Annotated in this window: 13 protein-coding genes and 1 riboswitch; of the genes, 8 read left to right on the top strand and 5 right to left on the bottom strand. The window is 43.1% G+C overall.

Going from position 1 to position 15,397, the window contains the following annotated elements; genetic code table 11:
* Positions 1-14 precede the first annotated feature (14 nt).
* On the bottom strand, positions 15-461 hold the full coding sequence (locus AAFF35_RS05545) for a GtrA family protein (RefSeq protein ID WP_342331408.1): 447 nt from the start codon (positions 459-461) through the stop codon (positions 15-17).
* Positions 461-1,186, bottom strand: coding sequence for a CDP-alcohol phosphatidyltransferase family protein (locus AAFF35_RS05550; RefSeq protein WP_342331409.1), 726 nt, complete (start codon positions 1,184-1,186; stop codon positions 461-463). Before AAFF35_RS05550 ends, AAFF35_RS05545 begins: the two co-directional genes overlap by 1 nt.
* Before the next feature lie 205 nt (positions 1,187-1,391).
* Positions 1,392-1,494: riboswitch (SAM riboswitch) on the top strand.
* Positions 1,495-1,593: 99 nt separating this feature from the next.
* Here AAFF35_RS05550 and AAFF35_RS05555 point away from each other — a divergent pair.
* The gene (locus AAFF35_RS05555; RefSeq protein ID WP_342331410.1) at positions 1,594-2,760 is read left to right on the top strand and encodes a cysteine desulfurase family protein; all 1,167 of its coding nucleotides are present in this window, start codon (positions 1,594-1,596) and stop codon (positions 2,758-2,760) included.
* Between the two features lie 72 nt (positions 2,761-2,832).
* Here AAFF35_RS05555 and AAFF35_RS05560 read toward each other — a convergent pair whose 3' ends face one another.
* Positions 2,833-4,020 (bottom strand): metallophosphoesterase, encoded by a 1,188-nt coding sequence (locus AAFF35_RS05560; protein ID WP_342331411.1) that lies wholly within the window; start codon positions 4,018-4,020, stop codon positions 2,833-2,835.
* Positions 4,021-4,407: 387 nt separating this feature from the next.
* On the opposite strand from AAFF35_RS05560, the gene AAFF35_RS05565 reads away from it, so the two are divergent.
* From AAFF35_RS05565 to AAFF35_RS05590, 6 genes are read left to right on the top strand one after another with little or no spacing between them, the layout of a single operon-like run.
* The gene (locus tag AAFF35_RS05565) at positions 4,408-6,495 is read left to right on the top strand and encodes a nitrite reductase (protein ID WP_342331412.1); all 2,088 of its coding nucleotides are present in this window, start codon (positions 4,408-4,410) and stop codon (positions 6,493-6,495) included.
* A complete protein-coding gene (gene cobA, locus AAFF35_RS05570; RefSeq protein ID WP_342331413.1) occupies positions 6,495-7,283 on the top strand; it encodes a uroporphyrinogen-III C-methyltransferase in 789 nt (262 codons plus the stop codon). The genes AAFF35_RS05565 and cobA overlap by 1 nt, the downstream gene beginning before the upstream one ends.
* Positions 7,284-7,288: 5 nt before the next feature.
* Positions 7,289-8,758 carry a TSUP family transporter gene (locus AAFF35_RS05575; protein WP_342331414.1) on the top strand — a complete coding sequence of 490 codons (1,470 nt, stop codon included), beginning with the start codon at positions 7,289-7,291 and terminating at the stop codon, positions 8,756-8,758.
* 2 nt (positions 8,759-8,760) lie between these two features.
* A complete protein-coding gene (locus tag AAFF35_RS05580; RefSeq protein ID WP_342331415.1) occupies positions 8,761-9,465 on the top strand; it encodes a phosphoadenylyl-sulfate reductase in 705 nt (234 codons plus the stop codon).
* A gap of 10 nt (positions 9,466-9,475) precedes the next feature.
* A complete protein-coding gene (gene cysD / locus AAFF35_RS05585; protein WP_342331416.1) occupies positions 9,476-10,381 on the top strand; it encodes a sulfate adenylyltransferase subunit CysD in 906 nt (301 codons plus the stop codon).
* Positions 10,381-11,631 carry a GTP-binding protein gene (locus AAFF35_RS05590; protein WP_342331417.1) on the top strand — a complete coding sequence of 417 codons (1,251 nt, stop codon included), beginning with the start codon at positions 10,381-10,383 and terminating at the stop codon, positions 11,629-11,631. The genes cysD and AAFF35_RS05590 overlap by 1 nt, the downstream gene beginning before the upstream one ends.
* A gap of 172 nt (positions 11,632-11,803) precedes the next feature.
* Here the strand turns inward: AAFF35_RS05590 and AAFF35_RS05595 are convergent, their stop codons facing one another.
* Together AAFF35_RS05595 and AAFF35_RS05600 are read right to left on the bottom strand one after the other, a co-directional pair.
* Complete coding sequence (locus tag AAFF35_RS05595; protein ID WP_342331419.1) at positions 11,804-12,493, bottom strand: DJ-1/PfpI family protein; 690 nt, start codon at positions 12,491-12,493, stop codon at positions 11,804-11,806.
* 126 nt (positions 12,494-12,619) lie between these two features.
* Entirely contained in the window at positions 12,620-13,606 is a 987-nt protein-coding gene (locus AAFF35_RS05600) for a helix-turn-helix domain-containing protein (protein ID WP_342331420.1), read from the bottom strand.
* A 376-nt stretch (positions 13,607-13,982) separates the two neighbouring features.
* Between AAFF35_RS05600 and AAFF35_RS05605 the strand changes: the two genes are divergently transcribed.
* Positions 13,983-15,389, top strand: coding sequence for a glycogen synthase (locus tag AAFF35_RS05605; RefSeq protein ID WP_342331421.1), 1,407 nt, complete (start codon positions 13,983-13,985; stop codon positions 15,387-15,389).
* The last annotated feature ends 8 nt before the right edge of the window (positions 15,390-15,397 follow it).

Here is a 15,397-nt window from a genome sequence, read left to right on the forward strand (position 1 = left end):
TCGAATAGCTCGGATTAGGCGTTTATCTCCTCCTTTTGTGGTGTTTTTAATTCCGGAGCCGTTTTTTTAAATACCCAATACTTCTGTAAAACATAGTTGAAACTCAAAGAAACGATGATATCTACCATGATTCTGGTGATCTTATAATCAAGATGAAGCCAGTTGGTTAAAAGCCAGGTGCCTGAGGATTTTAGTGCGATGCTTCCTGCCACTACAAAAATGAACTTTGTCAGCTGATCACCTACGGGAGTTTTGTGGGCCGAATTGGCATTAAAAGTCCAGTAGCGGTTGATGGAAAAGTTCGCAACAGCGCCGACCACTCCGCCAATGGCAATGGAAATGGTATAATGGATGTGCAGGAGCTCTGTACAGAGAATCATGGTGCCATAGTCCAGCATTCCACCGGAAAAAGCCGAAACCTGTGCCTTGGCAAAAACATATACAGATTTCATGATGCTCATTAGCTGGCCTTTTTCTTTGCTTCGCGCTCGGCTTTATCCCTGATGTCGCCAAGCTTTAATAACTTCCGGGTATCTATGAAATTAATGATAAATAAGGTAACACAGATTGCGGCGGCAAAATATTCTATTAAATGCCCGAAGATGACTTCCAGAATGATGATCAGGGCGAGGATGATCCTGATTTCGGTAGGGCCAACCAGGCCTGCATCAATGCTGTAAATGTCGGTGATCTTATAACGGAGCTGTGAAATGATCATCGCCCAGCCATAAAGGACCACAAAAACGAAGGCAATGAGTTCATATTCATTTCTCGCATAAACGAGGTAGCCTAAGCCAATGAGTACGGTGCTGACCCAGTCCATGATGATGTCTAATGAAAAACCATACCATTTGCGGGGGATATTTCTGTAATAAGCAATCCTGCCGTCCAGTGAATCGCCAAACCAGTTAATGGCCAGACCCAATACGCCAAGCAACAGGTATTCTCTGCTGACATAAGTAGCAAGGATAAATCCGAGCAGTACCAGTACCGAACCTGCAGTACCGATAAAGGTGAGCATATCTGAAGTAATAAAGGAAGGAACCCGTTTTACGAGATAGGAAATGGTGCTTTGCTCTACACCACTTAAAATATTAGTCCTCTTTCTATCCTGGAATATCCTTTTTAAAATACTGTTGTCGCCGGTTACCGGGCGCACTTCTTCTCTCAATTTGTTTTCTTCCATTCAGGCTTTATAAAAATATTCTTTTTGAATATCCCGCAAAAATATGTAAATGAATCCTGACTTAAAGGAAAAAAAAGTTAAATATTAGGTAGAAGTAGCAATTGGATGACTGAAATTCTCTGATTTGTAATTTTTTTTCATAAAGTCTATGAAATTAGTAGTCTTTGTCATATCTTTGCTGACAGTAACTGTTCTTACATTTATTTACTTATCCAGAAAGACTGAGGGAAAGGCCCTGTGATGTCTTAGCAACCTGTTGAATAATAAGGTGCTAATTCCTGTCCGCAAAATTGCGGAAGAGATAAGTTGTTTGAAACCCATGCTTGCGGTTTCTTTTTGACTCATCCATTGCCTTATTTCTCGAAGCTGATTAAGTAGATTTTTATTAATCTATTAAACCCATTAACATGAGAATTTATCTAGACAACGCTGCAACAACACCTTTAAACAGAGAAGTATTTTTGGCCATGGAGCCTTATTTATTTGAAAACTTCGGTAATCCTTCTTCTTCTCATTTTCATGGGAGGGAAGCAAGAGTAGCCATTGAGCAATCAAGAGGGATCATTGCCGATTTGTTAAATGCGACGCCACGTCATATCGTTTTTACCTCCGGAGGTTCGGAGGCAGACAATACCGCCATTCTTTCGGGCATCCGCGCCCATAACATCCGCTTAGCGATTACGACTCCTTTTGAGCATCATGCCGTGCTTCATACTTTAAAAGCATTGGAGAAGAACGGAGAAATCCGGATTGTCTATTTGCAGCATGATGAAAGAGGAAACATTTCCCTGGCTCATCTGGAACAGCTCCTTGCTGCCAATGAACAGGCCTTTGTTTCTGTAATGCATGGAAATAATGAGATAGGAAACCTCAATGATATCGAATCTATTGCTGCGGTCTGTAGAAAGTACCGGGCTGTTTTTCATTCAGATACGGTTCAGTCGATGGGCCAGTACCGGTACGATACACCATCTTTAAATGTTGATTTCCTTGTTGGATCTGCACATAAATTTCATGGACCGAAAGGAGTGGGCTTCCTTTACCGGAATACCGCTCATGAGTTACAGCCATTGATCAATGGGGGAGCTCAGGAATACAAGCAACGGGCAGGAACGGAAAATGTAACCGGAATTGTGGGATTGGCGAAAGCATTGGAAATCGCTTACCGGAACCAGTCGGCCAACCAAAAACACTTAGTTAAATTAAAAGAAAGAATGATTTTTAAGCTGACAGATAAAATTCAGGGAATCTCTTTTAACGGGAATTCAGCACAAAATCATGGAACCTTAAACAGTGTCCTGAGTGTTTCTCTTCCTGAACTGCAAAGTGGGATCAGCCCGCTTCACTACCTGGATCAGCATCAGATCTCTGCTTCCGGAGGAAGTGCCTGTAACAGTCATTCCGGCGCAGGATCGCATGTGCTTTCTGCCCTGGGTTATGATTTTAGCAGACCAACCCTGCGTTTTTCCTTTAGCCGTTACAATACAGAAGAAGAAATCGATTACGCGGTTGAAAAACTGGCCAGCTTATACATCAGGGAATCATTACTGGAAACGACTGAAGCTTATTCGTAGCAGAAAAGCTTTGGATGAAAGTTTTGGATGTATTGTCCCGAATAAGCAGCCAGCTTATTCGGGACACTTGCTTTATCTCCCTTTCTTTAATTCAATGACGGTAATCTCCGGCCAGATGCCAACCCTTCCGGAGAAGCCAAGAAAGCCGAAACCTCTGTTGATGTTCAGATATCTGCCATTTTCTGAGGTAATACCAGCCCAATGCGCATACCTGTATTTAACAGGGCTCCATTTGATCCCAAATGCTTCCATTCCGAACTGCATGCCATGCGTGTGCCCCGATAAGGTCAGGTGGATTTTTGAAGGCCATTTTTTAACTTCCGCATCCCAGTGTGTCGGATCGTGGGAAAGCAATACTTTAAAGCTTTGTGGATCAGCAGCCTGAAGTGCCTTTTTAAGGTCTCCGCGTTCACCAAACCCAATCCCCCAGTTTTCAACCCCTGCAAGAATGATCTTTTGGCCATCTTTTTCGAGTTCCACATGTTCATCTAACAAGAGACGGTAGCCCATTTCTCCATGGTGTCTTTTTAAATCCTGCAGGTTGGCTTGTTTAACAGGTTCGCTTTCCCATTTCACATAATCTCCGTAATCGTGGTTCCCAAGGATGGAAAACTGACCATAAGGCGCTTTTACCTGCGAAAAATGTCCCATCCAGGGCAGAATTTCTTCCGCTTTATTATTGACCAGGTCTCCCGTAAACACAAACAAATCTGAATTTTGTGCTTTAATCAGATCAATCCCTTTTTGCACTGCTTTGGCATTCTTAAAGCTGCCTGCATGTACGTCTGAGATCTGCGTAATGCGGAAGCCATCAAAATTTTCCGGCAGATCCTCGAAGTATAAAGTATGTTTGATCACCCGGTAAGCATATTTTCCTTTGATAATGCCATACAGGAAAATGAGCACCGTGATCCCAAAGAGCAGCAGGCCAAACTCCACCCAGTAGACATTTCTTGCCCCTCCGGTAATCAGGCGATAGCCGTCGCCAAGGAATAATACAATGATAAAAACGAGTTCACTGGCGAGTAAAACCAAAAAGGTATGGGTGGTGATTTTAAAGAATATATCCATTCCATTGTCCCGCATCCTTTGAATGGAATAAGCGAGTGCCGCGGTAATGAAAATGATAAAGCCCCAGAAAATAGGGCTGAGCCAGCTGCTGAGGGTTAAAGTCTGGATTCCGGAGAGCACATACCAGTTTAACAAAAAGACGAATGCAGTGATAATTGCAAAGGGTAAAAGATTGATTTTTCTCTTCATAGAAATTTAAAACTAGATAAATGTACTGCATCATCATTGATTTAATGCGCCACGGCACCAATTTGACATTGCCAGGAGGATTGAACCTGGGCTAAGTTCGTACCAGTCAAGGCTTAATAAGGAAAAATGACTACTTTTTGTTTGTGCTGATTGTAAATTAACTCCTTGTAATACAGTTTATTGCATATTTTTTACAAAAGCCATGTACTACTAAACCTATATACTTTATATATTTGCTGTATGAACCAAACAATTTACAACGGAAATCTGATGTTTACCCACTGCATGTGTAGGTAATGATTTCGGCTGTAGAGAAATAAAAATATTTAAAAGCTTCTTCAGTCTCCCAGACAGAAGGAGCTTTTTTTAAATAAGACCAAACGTACTATGCAAAGTTTTAGAACAGAGTTAGAAAATCCTGTCGTAGAAAAGGATATCATTGATCTGGAGAAAAAGATCAGGGACTTCCGCGAAGGGAAAATCCATGAGGAGAAATTTAGAAGCCTGCGTTTAGCCCGCGGTGTTTACGGACAAAGACAGCCCGGTGTGCAAATGGTGCGCATTAAACTGCCCTTTGGAAAAGTAACCTTCAAACAACTCTTACGCATTGCCGATGTTTCTGATGAGTATGGAAGTGGAAATTTACACTTAACCACCAGACAGGACATTCAGATTCACTATGTGAGCCTGGACAGGACGCCTCAACTATGGCAGGAGCTGGAACGTGATGATGTAACGATTCGTGAAGCTTGCGGAAATACGGTCAGAAATGTAACCTCTTCACCGGATTCGGGAATTAACCCGAACGAGTTGTTCGATGTTTCTCCTTATGCACATGCTTTCTTTACTTACTTTCTGAGAAATCCGATTTGCCAGGAGATGGGTAGGAAGATCAAGTTTTCTTTCTCTTCTGATGAAAAAGATACGGCATACAGCTACATTCACGATCTTGGTTTTATTCCTAAAATAAACGAAAAAGGAGAACGCGGTTTTAAAGTGATGTTGGGCGGCGGACTGGGTGCACAACCTTTCCTGGCTAGCTTTGTACATGATTTCCTTCCGGAAGATCAGATCATTCCTTACGCAGAATCTGTATTGAGGGTGTTTGACCGTTATGGAGAACGTACCAACCGCAATAAAGCGCGTCTTAAATATTTGGTTCAGAAACTTGGTCTGGAAGAACTATTGCGTTTAATCGACGAAGAAAGAATTGCCAATAAATCCAAGTCTTATCCGATCGACAGAGATGCGGTTCCTTTGCCGGAGCCTCCGGCTTTGCTGGAATATCCTCATTTGGAAGTGATCGATACCCTGGATTACCAACACTGGCGTGCGACGAACGTGGTGGAGCAGAAGCAAAAAGGCTTTTACGGCGTATACGTTAAAGTTCCGGTAGGAGACATCAAAACGGACCGTGCCCGTAAGCTGGTGGAAGGAATCTCTCCTTATGTTGCCGATGAAATCCGCATCACTCAGAACCAGGGTTTATTATTAAAATTTGTTAGAGAAGGTGCTTTGCCTTCCTTATATTTAGCACTGAAAGCATTGGATTTTGCAACTCCGGGATTTGACAGCATCGGCGATGTGACCACCTGCCCGGGAACAGATACCTGTAACCTTGGAATTTCCAATAGCATGTCGTTATCTGTTGCACTGGAAGAAGTGATCTATGAAGAATTCCCGGAATTGATTTACGATAAAGAAATCAAGATTAAAATCAGTGGATGTATGAACTCCTGTGGTCAGCATGGTCTGGCGCATATCGGATTTCATGGCAGCTCGGTAAAAGCCAACGGAAAAGTAGTCCCTGCTGTACAGGTAATGCTTGGAGGCGGTACCGTAGGTGATGGGATTGGAAGAGTCGCAGAGCGGGTAATTAAAGCACCTTCAAAGCGTGCAACGTCAGTGTTGAGGACCATTCTAAATGATTACGCCGGCAATGGAGCAGCAAGCGAAAGCTTCCACCATTATTACGACAGACAAGGGAAGGATTATTTCTATCAGCTGCTAAAACCACTGGCAGACCTGACCAACCTGAAGGATGAAGAATATGTAGACTGGGGACATGAAGAAATCTTTAATACCGCCATCGGAGTAGGAGAATGTGCCGGAGTGGTGATTGATCTTGTGGCGACCTTATTATTAGAGGCAGGTGAAAAGCTGGACTGGGCTAGAGCTTCTTATGCAGCTGGTGCATGGTCTGATGCGATTTACCATACCTATGCCGTCTTTGTAAACAGTGCTAAGGCGATGTTACTGGACAAAGGGGTAAGCAGCAGCACACAGATTGGCGTTATCCGTGAATTTGACACCAACTACGTGGAAACAGGAGAGATTAAACTGAAAGGTACCTTTAATGAGCTTGTCCTGCAGATCAACAAGAATGAGCCTTCAGAAGAATTTGCTGCGGCCTATTTAAATGAAGTAGAGAATTTTTATAAACAGCTTACCGCAAAAAGAGAGGAGAAAATCTAATGATCACTCAACATATAAAACCTAAAGAACCCAGGATTACCCTGGTCGGTGCCGGACCTGGTGATCCTGAATTGATCACGATGAGGGGTGCCAATGCCTTGAAATCAGCAGATGTCGTATTGTACGATGCCTTAGTGAATGAAGGTATATTGGACTACGCAAGCCCGGATGCGATCAAGGTCTATGTAGGTAAACGCTCCGGAGAACATTCTTATGCTCAGGATGCGATCAATAAACTGATGGTAGATTATGCCATCAATTACGGGCATGTAGTGCGCTTAAAAGGTGGTGATCCTTTTGTCTTTGGCAGGGGATATGAAGAACTGGATTTCGCGGCAGGTTACAGCATTCCTGTAACCGTTGTTCCGGGCTTATCGAGTTCGATCTCTGTACCTGGTTTACAACAAATTCCGGTAACACATAGAGGATTAAGTGAAAGCTTTTGGGTCGTAACCGGCACCACGACCTCAGGAAAGATTTCTAATGATCTTTATGAAGCGGCCAGATCTAAAGCAACCGTAGTGGTGCTGATGGGCTTAGGTAAGCTGAAAGAGATTGTGAAGCTTTTCCAAAACGAAGGAAAAGGTCTGCTTCCTGTAGCTGCGATTCAAAGCGGGTCGACAGAGAACGAGAAACTGGCCATTGGCATCGTTGATACCATTGTGGAAGTAGTGGAAGAAAGAGGAATTGAAGCACCTGCATTACTGGTCTTTGGAGAAGTAGTATCCCTGCATCCTTCTTTCCAGCCGATCAGGGAATTTTTCAACGCGCTAAAAGAGGAACAATAAACCCTATGGAAGGCAACCAATTATTTCCTGTCTTCATCAAGTTGAATACGATACATACGTTGCTGATTGGTGCAGGACCGGTGGGACTGGAGAAATTGTCGGCCATATTAACGAATAGTCCGCAAGCCAGGGTTACGGTGATTGCATTGGATATTTTACCCGAATTGCAGGAGCTGGCCAAAGGTTATGAAAAAGTAAAGCTGATCCAAAGAGCGTTTGACCCGGCAGATCTGGATGATGCGGATCTGGTGGTTGCAGCAACAAATAATGATGCCCTCAACCAGCAAATCAGGAAGGAAGCTGATGAGCGTAACCTGTTGGTGAACTTTGCGGATAAGCCTGAGCTTTGTAATTTTTACCTGGGTTCCATCGTAAAAAAAGGAGACCTGAAAATTGCGATCTCCACCAATGGGAAATCGCCGACGATAGCAAAGCGATTAAAAGAGGTGCTGAATGATAATTTGCCGGAAGAACTGAACGATACGCTGCAGCAAATGCAGGCATTGAGAAATACATTGAACGGGAACTTTAGCTCGAAAGTTAAAAAGCTGAATGAGGTGACTGCCATTCTGGTAAAACAGAAAAGCGAAGATAAAGTAAAGAAGAACTTCAAATGGCTGATCTGGACTTCGATTGTTTTTTCTTTTGTGATTGTCATCACTGCTTTCTGGCATAAAGAACCGGAATTTCAGGCCTATATATCGCAGCTGAACCCTATGTTTTATTGGTTCCTGATCGGTGGTTTTATCTTTGCAATGATTGATGGTGCCATTGGAATGTCGTACGGGGTGACCTCTACTTCCTTCTCTCTGGCCATGGGTGTGCCACCTGCCTCGGCCAGTATGGGGGTACATTTATCAGAAATATTAAGTAACGGAATCGCCGGATGGATGCATTACCGTTTTGGAAATGTGAATTGGAAGCTATTCCGCATCTTGTTGATTCCCGGAATCATTGGGGCAGTGACAGGTGCTTATTTACTGTCTTCCCTGGAGCATTACAGCCATTATACCAAACCATTGGTTTCCTTGTATACGCTGATTTTAGGAGGGGTAATTCTTTCCAAAGCGTTTAAGGTAAACCGCAAACATAAAGACCCGAAGGGTAAAATTAAAAAGATCTCTTTATTGGGATTGTTTGGTGGATTTATTGATGCTGTTGGTGGCGGCGGATGGGGATCCATCGTTTTGTCGAGCTTAATTGCAGGCGGAAGAAACCCAAGGTTCTCCCTGGGAACGGTAAAGATTACCCGTTTCTTCATCGCCCTGATGAGCTCGCTGACCTTTATCACGATGTTAAACGGAGCCCATTGGGAAGCGGTTGCAGGTTTGGTGATCGGAAGTGCTTTGGCATCGCCGATTGCGGCAAGGGTTTCCAATAAGATTTCCGTGAAGACGATCATGGTGTCGGTGGGGGTACTGGTGGTTTTAGTCAGCCTTCGCAGCATCGTCAATTTTATCCTTAAACTCGTATAGTCATGAAAGTAGATTTAGCAGAAATAGCAGCACAAATAAAAGATAAAGATCCTGTGGAAGCGCTGAGGTATTTTGCCGTCACTTACCCTGGAAAAATTGTTTTCTCTACGAGTTTCGGATGGGAAGATCAGGTGATCACACACATGATCTTTTCCAATGATATTCCAATCGAAGTGTTTACCCTGGAAACAGGCAGGCTCTTTCCCGAAACTTATTACGTGTGGAACCGTACATTGGAGAATTATAAAAAGCCGATCCTGGCCTACCATCCTCAGGCAGAAGCCTTGCAGGAAATGGTCAATGCCAAAGGACCAAGCAGCTTTTACGAAAGTGTAGAAAATAGAAAGGAGTGTTGCCATATCCGTAAATTGGAGCCTTTAAAACGGGCACTTACCGGTAAAGATTGCTGGGTTACCGGAATCCGTTCCGAGCAGTCGTTAAACAGACATGATATGGCCAATATAGAATGGGATGCACAAAATGAGTTGTTAAAGTTCCATCCCATCTTCTTCTGGTCGCTGGACGAAATAAAAGCGTACATTAAAAAACACAATATCGTATACAACACCCTGCACGATAAAGGATTTCCGAGTATCGGATGTGCCCCTTGTACGAGAGCCGTACGGGAAGGGGAAGACTTTAGAGCCGGACGCTGGTGGTGGGAAGATCAATCAAAGAAAGAATGTGGTTTACATGCCACTTCGTAATTAAACGAAAATGAGTAAGTATAATTTAGATTATTTAGACGAACTGGAGGCCGAGGCGATTCACATCTTACGTGAAGTAGCAGGGCAATTTGAAAAACCAGCATTGTTATTCTCCGGAGGTAAAGATTCGATCACCCTGGTGAGGCTTGCTGAAAAAGCATTCCGTCCGGGAAAGTTTCCTTTTCCATTAGTGCATATCGATACCGGACATAACTTTGAAGAAACCATCGCTTACCGCGATAAAATGGTGGCGCGACTGGGAGAGAAACTGATTGTTGGCCATGTTCAGGAATCTATTGACCAGGGGAAAGTTGTAGAACAAACCGGAAAAAATGCCAGTAGAAATGCATTGCAAACAGTAACCCTTCTTGATACCATTGCCAAACATGGCTTTGATGCCTGCATTGGTGGTGCAAGGAGAGACGAAGAAAAAGCAAGAGCCAAAGAAAGAATTTTCTCGGTAAGGGATGAATTCGGACAATGGGATCCTAAGCGTCAGCGTCCGGAGCTGTGGAACATCTATAACGGGAAGATCCATAAAGGAGAAAACGTAAGGGTATTCCCGATCAGCAACTGGACAGAACTGGATGTATGGAACTATGTGAAGAGAGAAAATATCGACCTTCCTTCTATCTATTTTGCCCATTACAGGGATTGTATCACCAGAAACGGACAACTCATGGCAGCCTCCCCATTCCTGAATATGGATGAAGAAGATGTTGTCGAAAATAAGAAAGTTCGTTTCCGTACGGTAGGAGATATGAGCTGTACTGCAGCGGTAGAATCTGAAGCAGACGAAATAGGGGATATCATTGCCGAGATCAGTGCATCAAAAATTAGTGAACGTGGAGCCCGCATGGACGATAAAGTATCCGAAGCTGCTATGGAAGACCGCAAAAAAGGAGGGTATTTTTAATGAATTTATTGAAATTTTTTACCGCAGGAAGTGTGGACGACGGAAAGAGCACACTTATCGGAAGACTGCTTTACGATACAGATTCTATTTTAGCCGATCAGCTGGAAGCTTTACAGCAATCCAACCGTAAGAATGACGACGGGACAATTGACCTTGCCATTCTAACAGATGGGTTAAGGGCGGAAAGAGAACAGGGGATTACCATTGATGTGGCCTACAAATATTTCCAGACTGACAAACGTAAGTTTATCATTGCAGATACCCCAGGTCATATTCAGTATACCCGAAACATGGTTACAGGTGCTTCTACCGCCAAACTGGCCATCATCTTAATTGATGCCAGAAACGGGGTTGTTGAGCAAACCATCAGACATTCCTATCTTGTTTCTTTACTTGGTATTGAACATGTGGTCGTGGCCCTGAATAAAATGGACATGGTAGATTACAGTGAAACGGTATTCAATGCCATCACTGAAAAATATAAAACGCTGGCAGCTGAGCTTCAGCTTAAGGAAGTTACCTTTATTCCGGTTAGTGCCTTAAAAGGAGACAATATCGTTCATGAGTCCAAGCATATGGAGTGGTATCAGGGACGTAGTTTATTGCACTTTCTGGAAACTGTAGATGTAGAAGATAAGCAAAGCTACAACCTGGCCAGAATGCCTGTTCAGTGGGTTGTAAGGCCACAAACTGATGAGCTTCACGATTACAGAGGGTATGCCGGAAGAGTGCTGAGCGGTTCTTTTAAAGTAAATGATAAGGTAACGGTATTGCCATCAGGAAGCAGTTCTGTCATTGAGCGAATTGAAATCTTTGACCAGCGACCGGAAGAGGTTCATGCCGGGCAATCGGTTACGCTTCATTTGAAAGATAATGTGGACATCAGCAGGGGCGATGTATTGGTAAATGCAAATCATTTGCCTCAGAACTCAAAGCTCATCGAAGCAGATGTTTGCTGGATGGATACACGTCCTTTGGATGAAAGCATTACTTACCTGTTGCAACACAATAGCAAGGTGACTAAGGCGAAGATCAACGAGATCGTTTATAAGGTTGATATCAATACTTTGGAAAAACAAAGTGCAGTTGATTTTAAGCTTAATGACATTGGCAGGGTGGTGATTAAGACTGCTGATGAACTTGCTTTTGATCTTTATACCGATAATAAGGCGAATGGTGCTGCGATTTTGATTGACAGCAGAACGAATTTGACAGTAGCGGCGCTGATGTTCAGGGCAGTAGCTGATTAGATTCGTTTTTTGCAGGATTTTTTAGCAGGATTACTTTTTAGTGATATTATTTTTAAAAATATTACTTTAAAAAAAAGAAGCATTACTAATCAAAGGCTGGAATCTTTTGCGCTGAAGGAGCGCAAATCTTCCTAGGGCCTTTTCTTAGAACGCTTCTTTTTTTTTTGGATAATTACTCCATGAAAGACAGATCGCCATTCCTGTTGTAGACCATAATTTTTCCGATTTGATCTGCTATTTCTTTTCCGTTGATCAGTTCTACTACATGGAGGGAGCCATCTAGTCCTGAGGTGATTCCTGCGGTGGTTAGCAATTTTCCATCTTCGGTGAAACGAACCTTTTCAATGATTTCTATTTTTTTGTTCTGTTTGAGCAGATCCAGGGCGAGGTAATGGGTGGTGGCTCTCTTGCCATCCAGCACTCCTGCTTGTGATAACAGTAAAGATCCGGTGCATACGGACATCGTTAGCTTTGTGTTTTTATTTTGGTTATTGATCCATTTCAAGAGTTCAGGTTGATGGTCGCAGGTGCTTTTTATTACTTCTGGTGCGGCGCCTGGAACGACCAGGATATCCGCCTGGGGTGCATTTTCAAAAGCGTAAGTAGCCTGCATCATTATGGTACTTCCTTCTGAAGGGACAAGTTTTTTACTGGATGCGGAGACGGTATATAGGTGGTAGCTTGGGTCCAATGCATTTGCTTTTGTAAAGACATCTATCGGGCCATTCAAGTCCATTGCTTCTACCTGGTCGTAGATGAGAAAGGCAACATTGATTTTCTTTTTTTCTTTTTTTAGTTCGGACAACTGATTTTTTGGTTGCTGTGCCTGGGTGGCCAGCGTGCTGAAGATAATTGAAGTCATGGTGATTAGAAATTTAATTGATGTCATGTTTTTGAATTATGAGGTGAAATATTGGACAATACTTAGCCATACAATGGTTGAAAGCCATCGTTTGAGTTATTTAAAGGGGTTTGGGATTAAATTATTTTAGGAGGAGCCAAACAGGTTTCGGTAATAGGAAGGGCTGGTATCCAGGTGACGTAGAAATGCTTTTCTCATGGTGTCTGAACTACCGAAGCCACATTTTTCAGCGATCTCATCAAGGGAGAATTTGGTCTCTTCCAGAAATCTGCGTCCAGATTCTACGCGTAGCTTTTCGATATATCGGGCTGGAGTGAATCCTGTTTCTATATGGAATACTCTGGCAAAATTCCTTGGGCTCATTGCCAGGCGACCAGATAAGCGGTCTACGTTCAGGTTTTCCTGCAAGTGTTCGGCGATCCATAATTGCAGGTCCCGGATTGGTTTTTTACTCGAGAGTTGCTGACTGAGCAGGTTACTGAACTGAGATTGGTTGCCCGGTCTGCGGAGGTATAAGACTAAGTATCGGGCAATGGTTAAAGCCAACTCCGGACCATGATCCTCTTCTACCATTGCCAGTGCGAGGTCAATCCCTGCGGAAGCTCCCGCTGAAGTATAAATGTTACCGTCTTTAACAAAAATCGGATCAGGATTAACGCGGATATTCTCATATGAACTGTGTAACTCCTGACAGTTCATCCAATGTGTTGTTGCCCCTTTATTTTTTAACAAACCTGCTTCTGCTAAAACAAAGGCGCCAATACATACGGAGCCTACTCTTCGAATCTCAGGTGCTTTAGCCTTTATCCATTCCACCAGTTTTGGGAACCTTTTCCATTCCCTATGACTGGGGAATCCGGCGATGAGTAAAGTGTCGATTTTTTTGTCGATCGTATAAATGCTGCTCTTGGTTCTGATCACAATGCCGCTTCTGGTACTGACATCAAGATCCTCCGTAGCCGATACCGTAAGCACCTCATACTCCACATCAATTTTTTTAAGTATTTCTGAAGGGTAAAAATGATTTGCACCCGTAAATACATCGGCAGGGCCTATAATGTCAAGTGTTAGGGCATCAGGCATGGCAACAATAACAACTAACCGCTTCTCCATTGATCTTTATATTACGTCACAAAGGTACGGCCGCCAGGCCTCGTCCGCAATGACAAGTTTACGTGCATTTCTGCCAAAAAATGACCTTTGTAAGATAGCAAGCCAACCTGGTATGGTGCCTTGAAATAAATACCTTTCAATACCCTTACGATAAATGCTTCCTATACCCGCTATAAAACCCTGCTCAGCATCCTGCTTTTCCCCCTTCCCCAGCTTAATTCCGGGTAATATTTATTGCTTAAAAAAGATAGTGCTGTGAAAAGACCTAGAAAATTTTGCAGCTTTTCGCTGCAAAAGATTTCAGTCTTTGAATAGCATATCTTTTTTAAGAAATAATTCCTAATTTAAGATACTTTTTAACCCCCCAAATAAAACTATGGAGATTATACACCTAAGTGCGGAATGTTATCCTATTGCGAAAGTAGGTGGACTGGGCGATGTTGTTGGCGCATTGCCAAAATACCAGAACAAGCTTGGCCATGTAGCGAAAGTGGTGATGCCTGCTTACCAGACTAAATTCATGCAGGAAAACGAGTTTGAGGTGGTTTATGATGGATGGGGAAAGTTAGGTTTTCACAATTTTCCTGTTCGTATTTTCAGGGAGAAAACGAACAAGTTGGGTTTCGACCTTTACCTTGTCCACATTTCCGGATTGCTGGACCGGCCTAATGTTTACGGTTACGACGACGATACTGAGCGTTTTCTTGCCTATCAGATTGCGGTGCTCGACTGGATTACCCAATGGGAACACCGTCCTGATGTGATTCATTGTCACGATCACCATACTGGTTTGGTTCCTTTTATGATGGCTTATTGTCATCAGTTCAAGAAATTGAGTACTGTACCATCGATACTGACCATACACAATGCGCAATACCAGGGGCAGTTTGGTTGGGATAAGCTTCACTATGTTCCTCCTTTTGATTTATGGAAATCCGGACAGTTAGACTGGAAAGGTTCCATCAATCCATTGGCTTCGGCGATAAAATGTGCCTGGAGGGTAACCACCGTCTCCCCAAGTTACCTGGAAGAGATTAGCTTTAAGGCAAATGGCTTAGAAGATTTACTCGCACAGGAGCGTGCTAAGTCGGTGGGTATTCTGAATGGGATAGACAATGAGGTATGGGATCCGCAAAATGATCCGATGCTGGAAAAAAAATATGCGATTCGTACCGTAGAAAATGGAAAAAAGGCAAACAAAGAGGCCTTATGTCGTGTTTTCAACTTAGATCCTCTGAAGCCACTCTTTACTTTCATAGGACGATTAGTCGGAGAAAAGGGAGCCGACCTCTTACCGGATATATTTTATAATGCTTTATTACAGGCTAATGGAGGAATAAATATATTGGTTTTAGGTTCCGGAGATCCCCAGGTAGAAGGAAGACTAATGCAGTTGAAGGAAGCTTTTCCGGGAAATTATAATGCTTATATTGGTTATAATGAGCAGCTGTCCCATCAGATTTATGCGGGGGCAGATTTTCTGCTCATGCCAAGCAGGGTGGAGCCATGTGGTTTAAACCAGATGTATGCACTGCGTTATGGGACTGTTCCGATTGTGCGGAGGGTAGGAGGATTAAAGGATACGGTGGTAGATATTGGGGACGGCGGTTTCGGAATTTGTCATGATCAGACCAGTGTTTGGGATGTTGGTCATGCGATAGGGAGAGCTTATGAGCTTTACCATGATGAAAAGCACCTGAAGGAGATCCGTAAATATATGATGCAATTAGACCACTCCTGGGATAGAGCGGCACAACAATACATTGATTTGTACCAAATATAATAAACTGA

Origin of the sequence: Pedobacter sp. FW305-3-2-15-E-R2A2 (assembly GCF_038446955.1) — a bacterium.
Classification (GTDB): domain Bacteria; phylum Bacteroidota; class Bacteroidia; order Sphingobacteriales; family Sphingobacteriaceae; genus Pedobacter.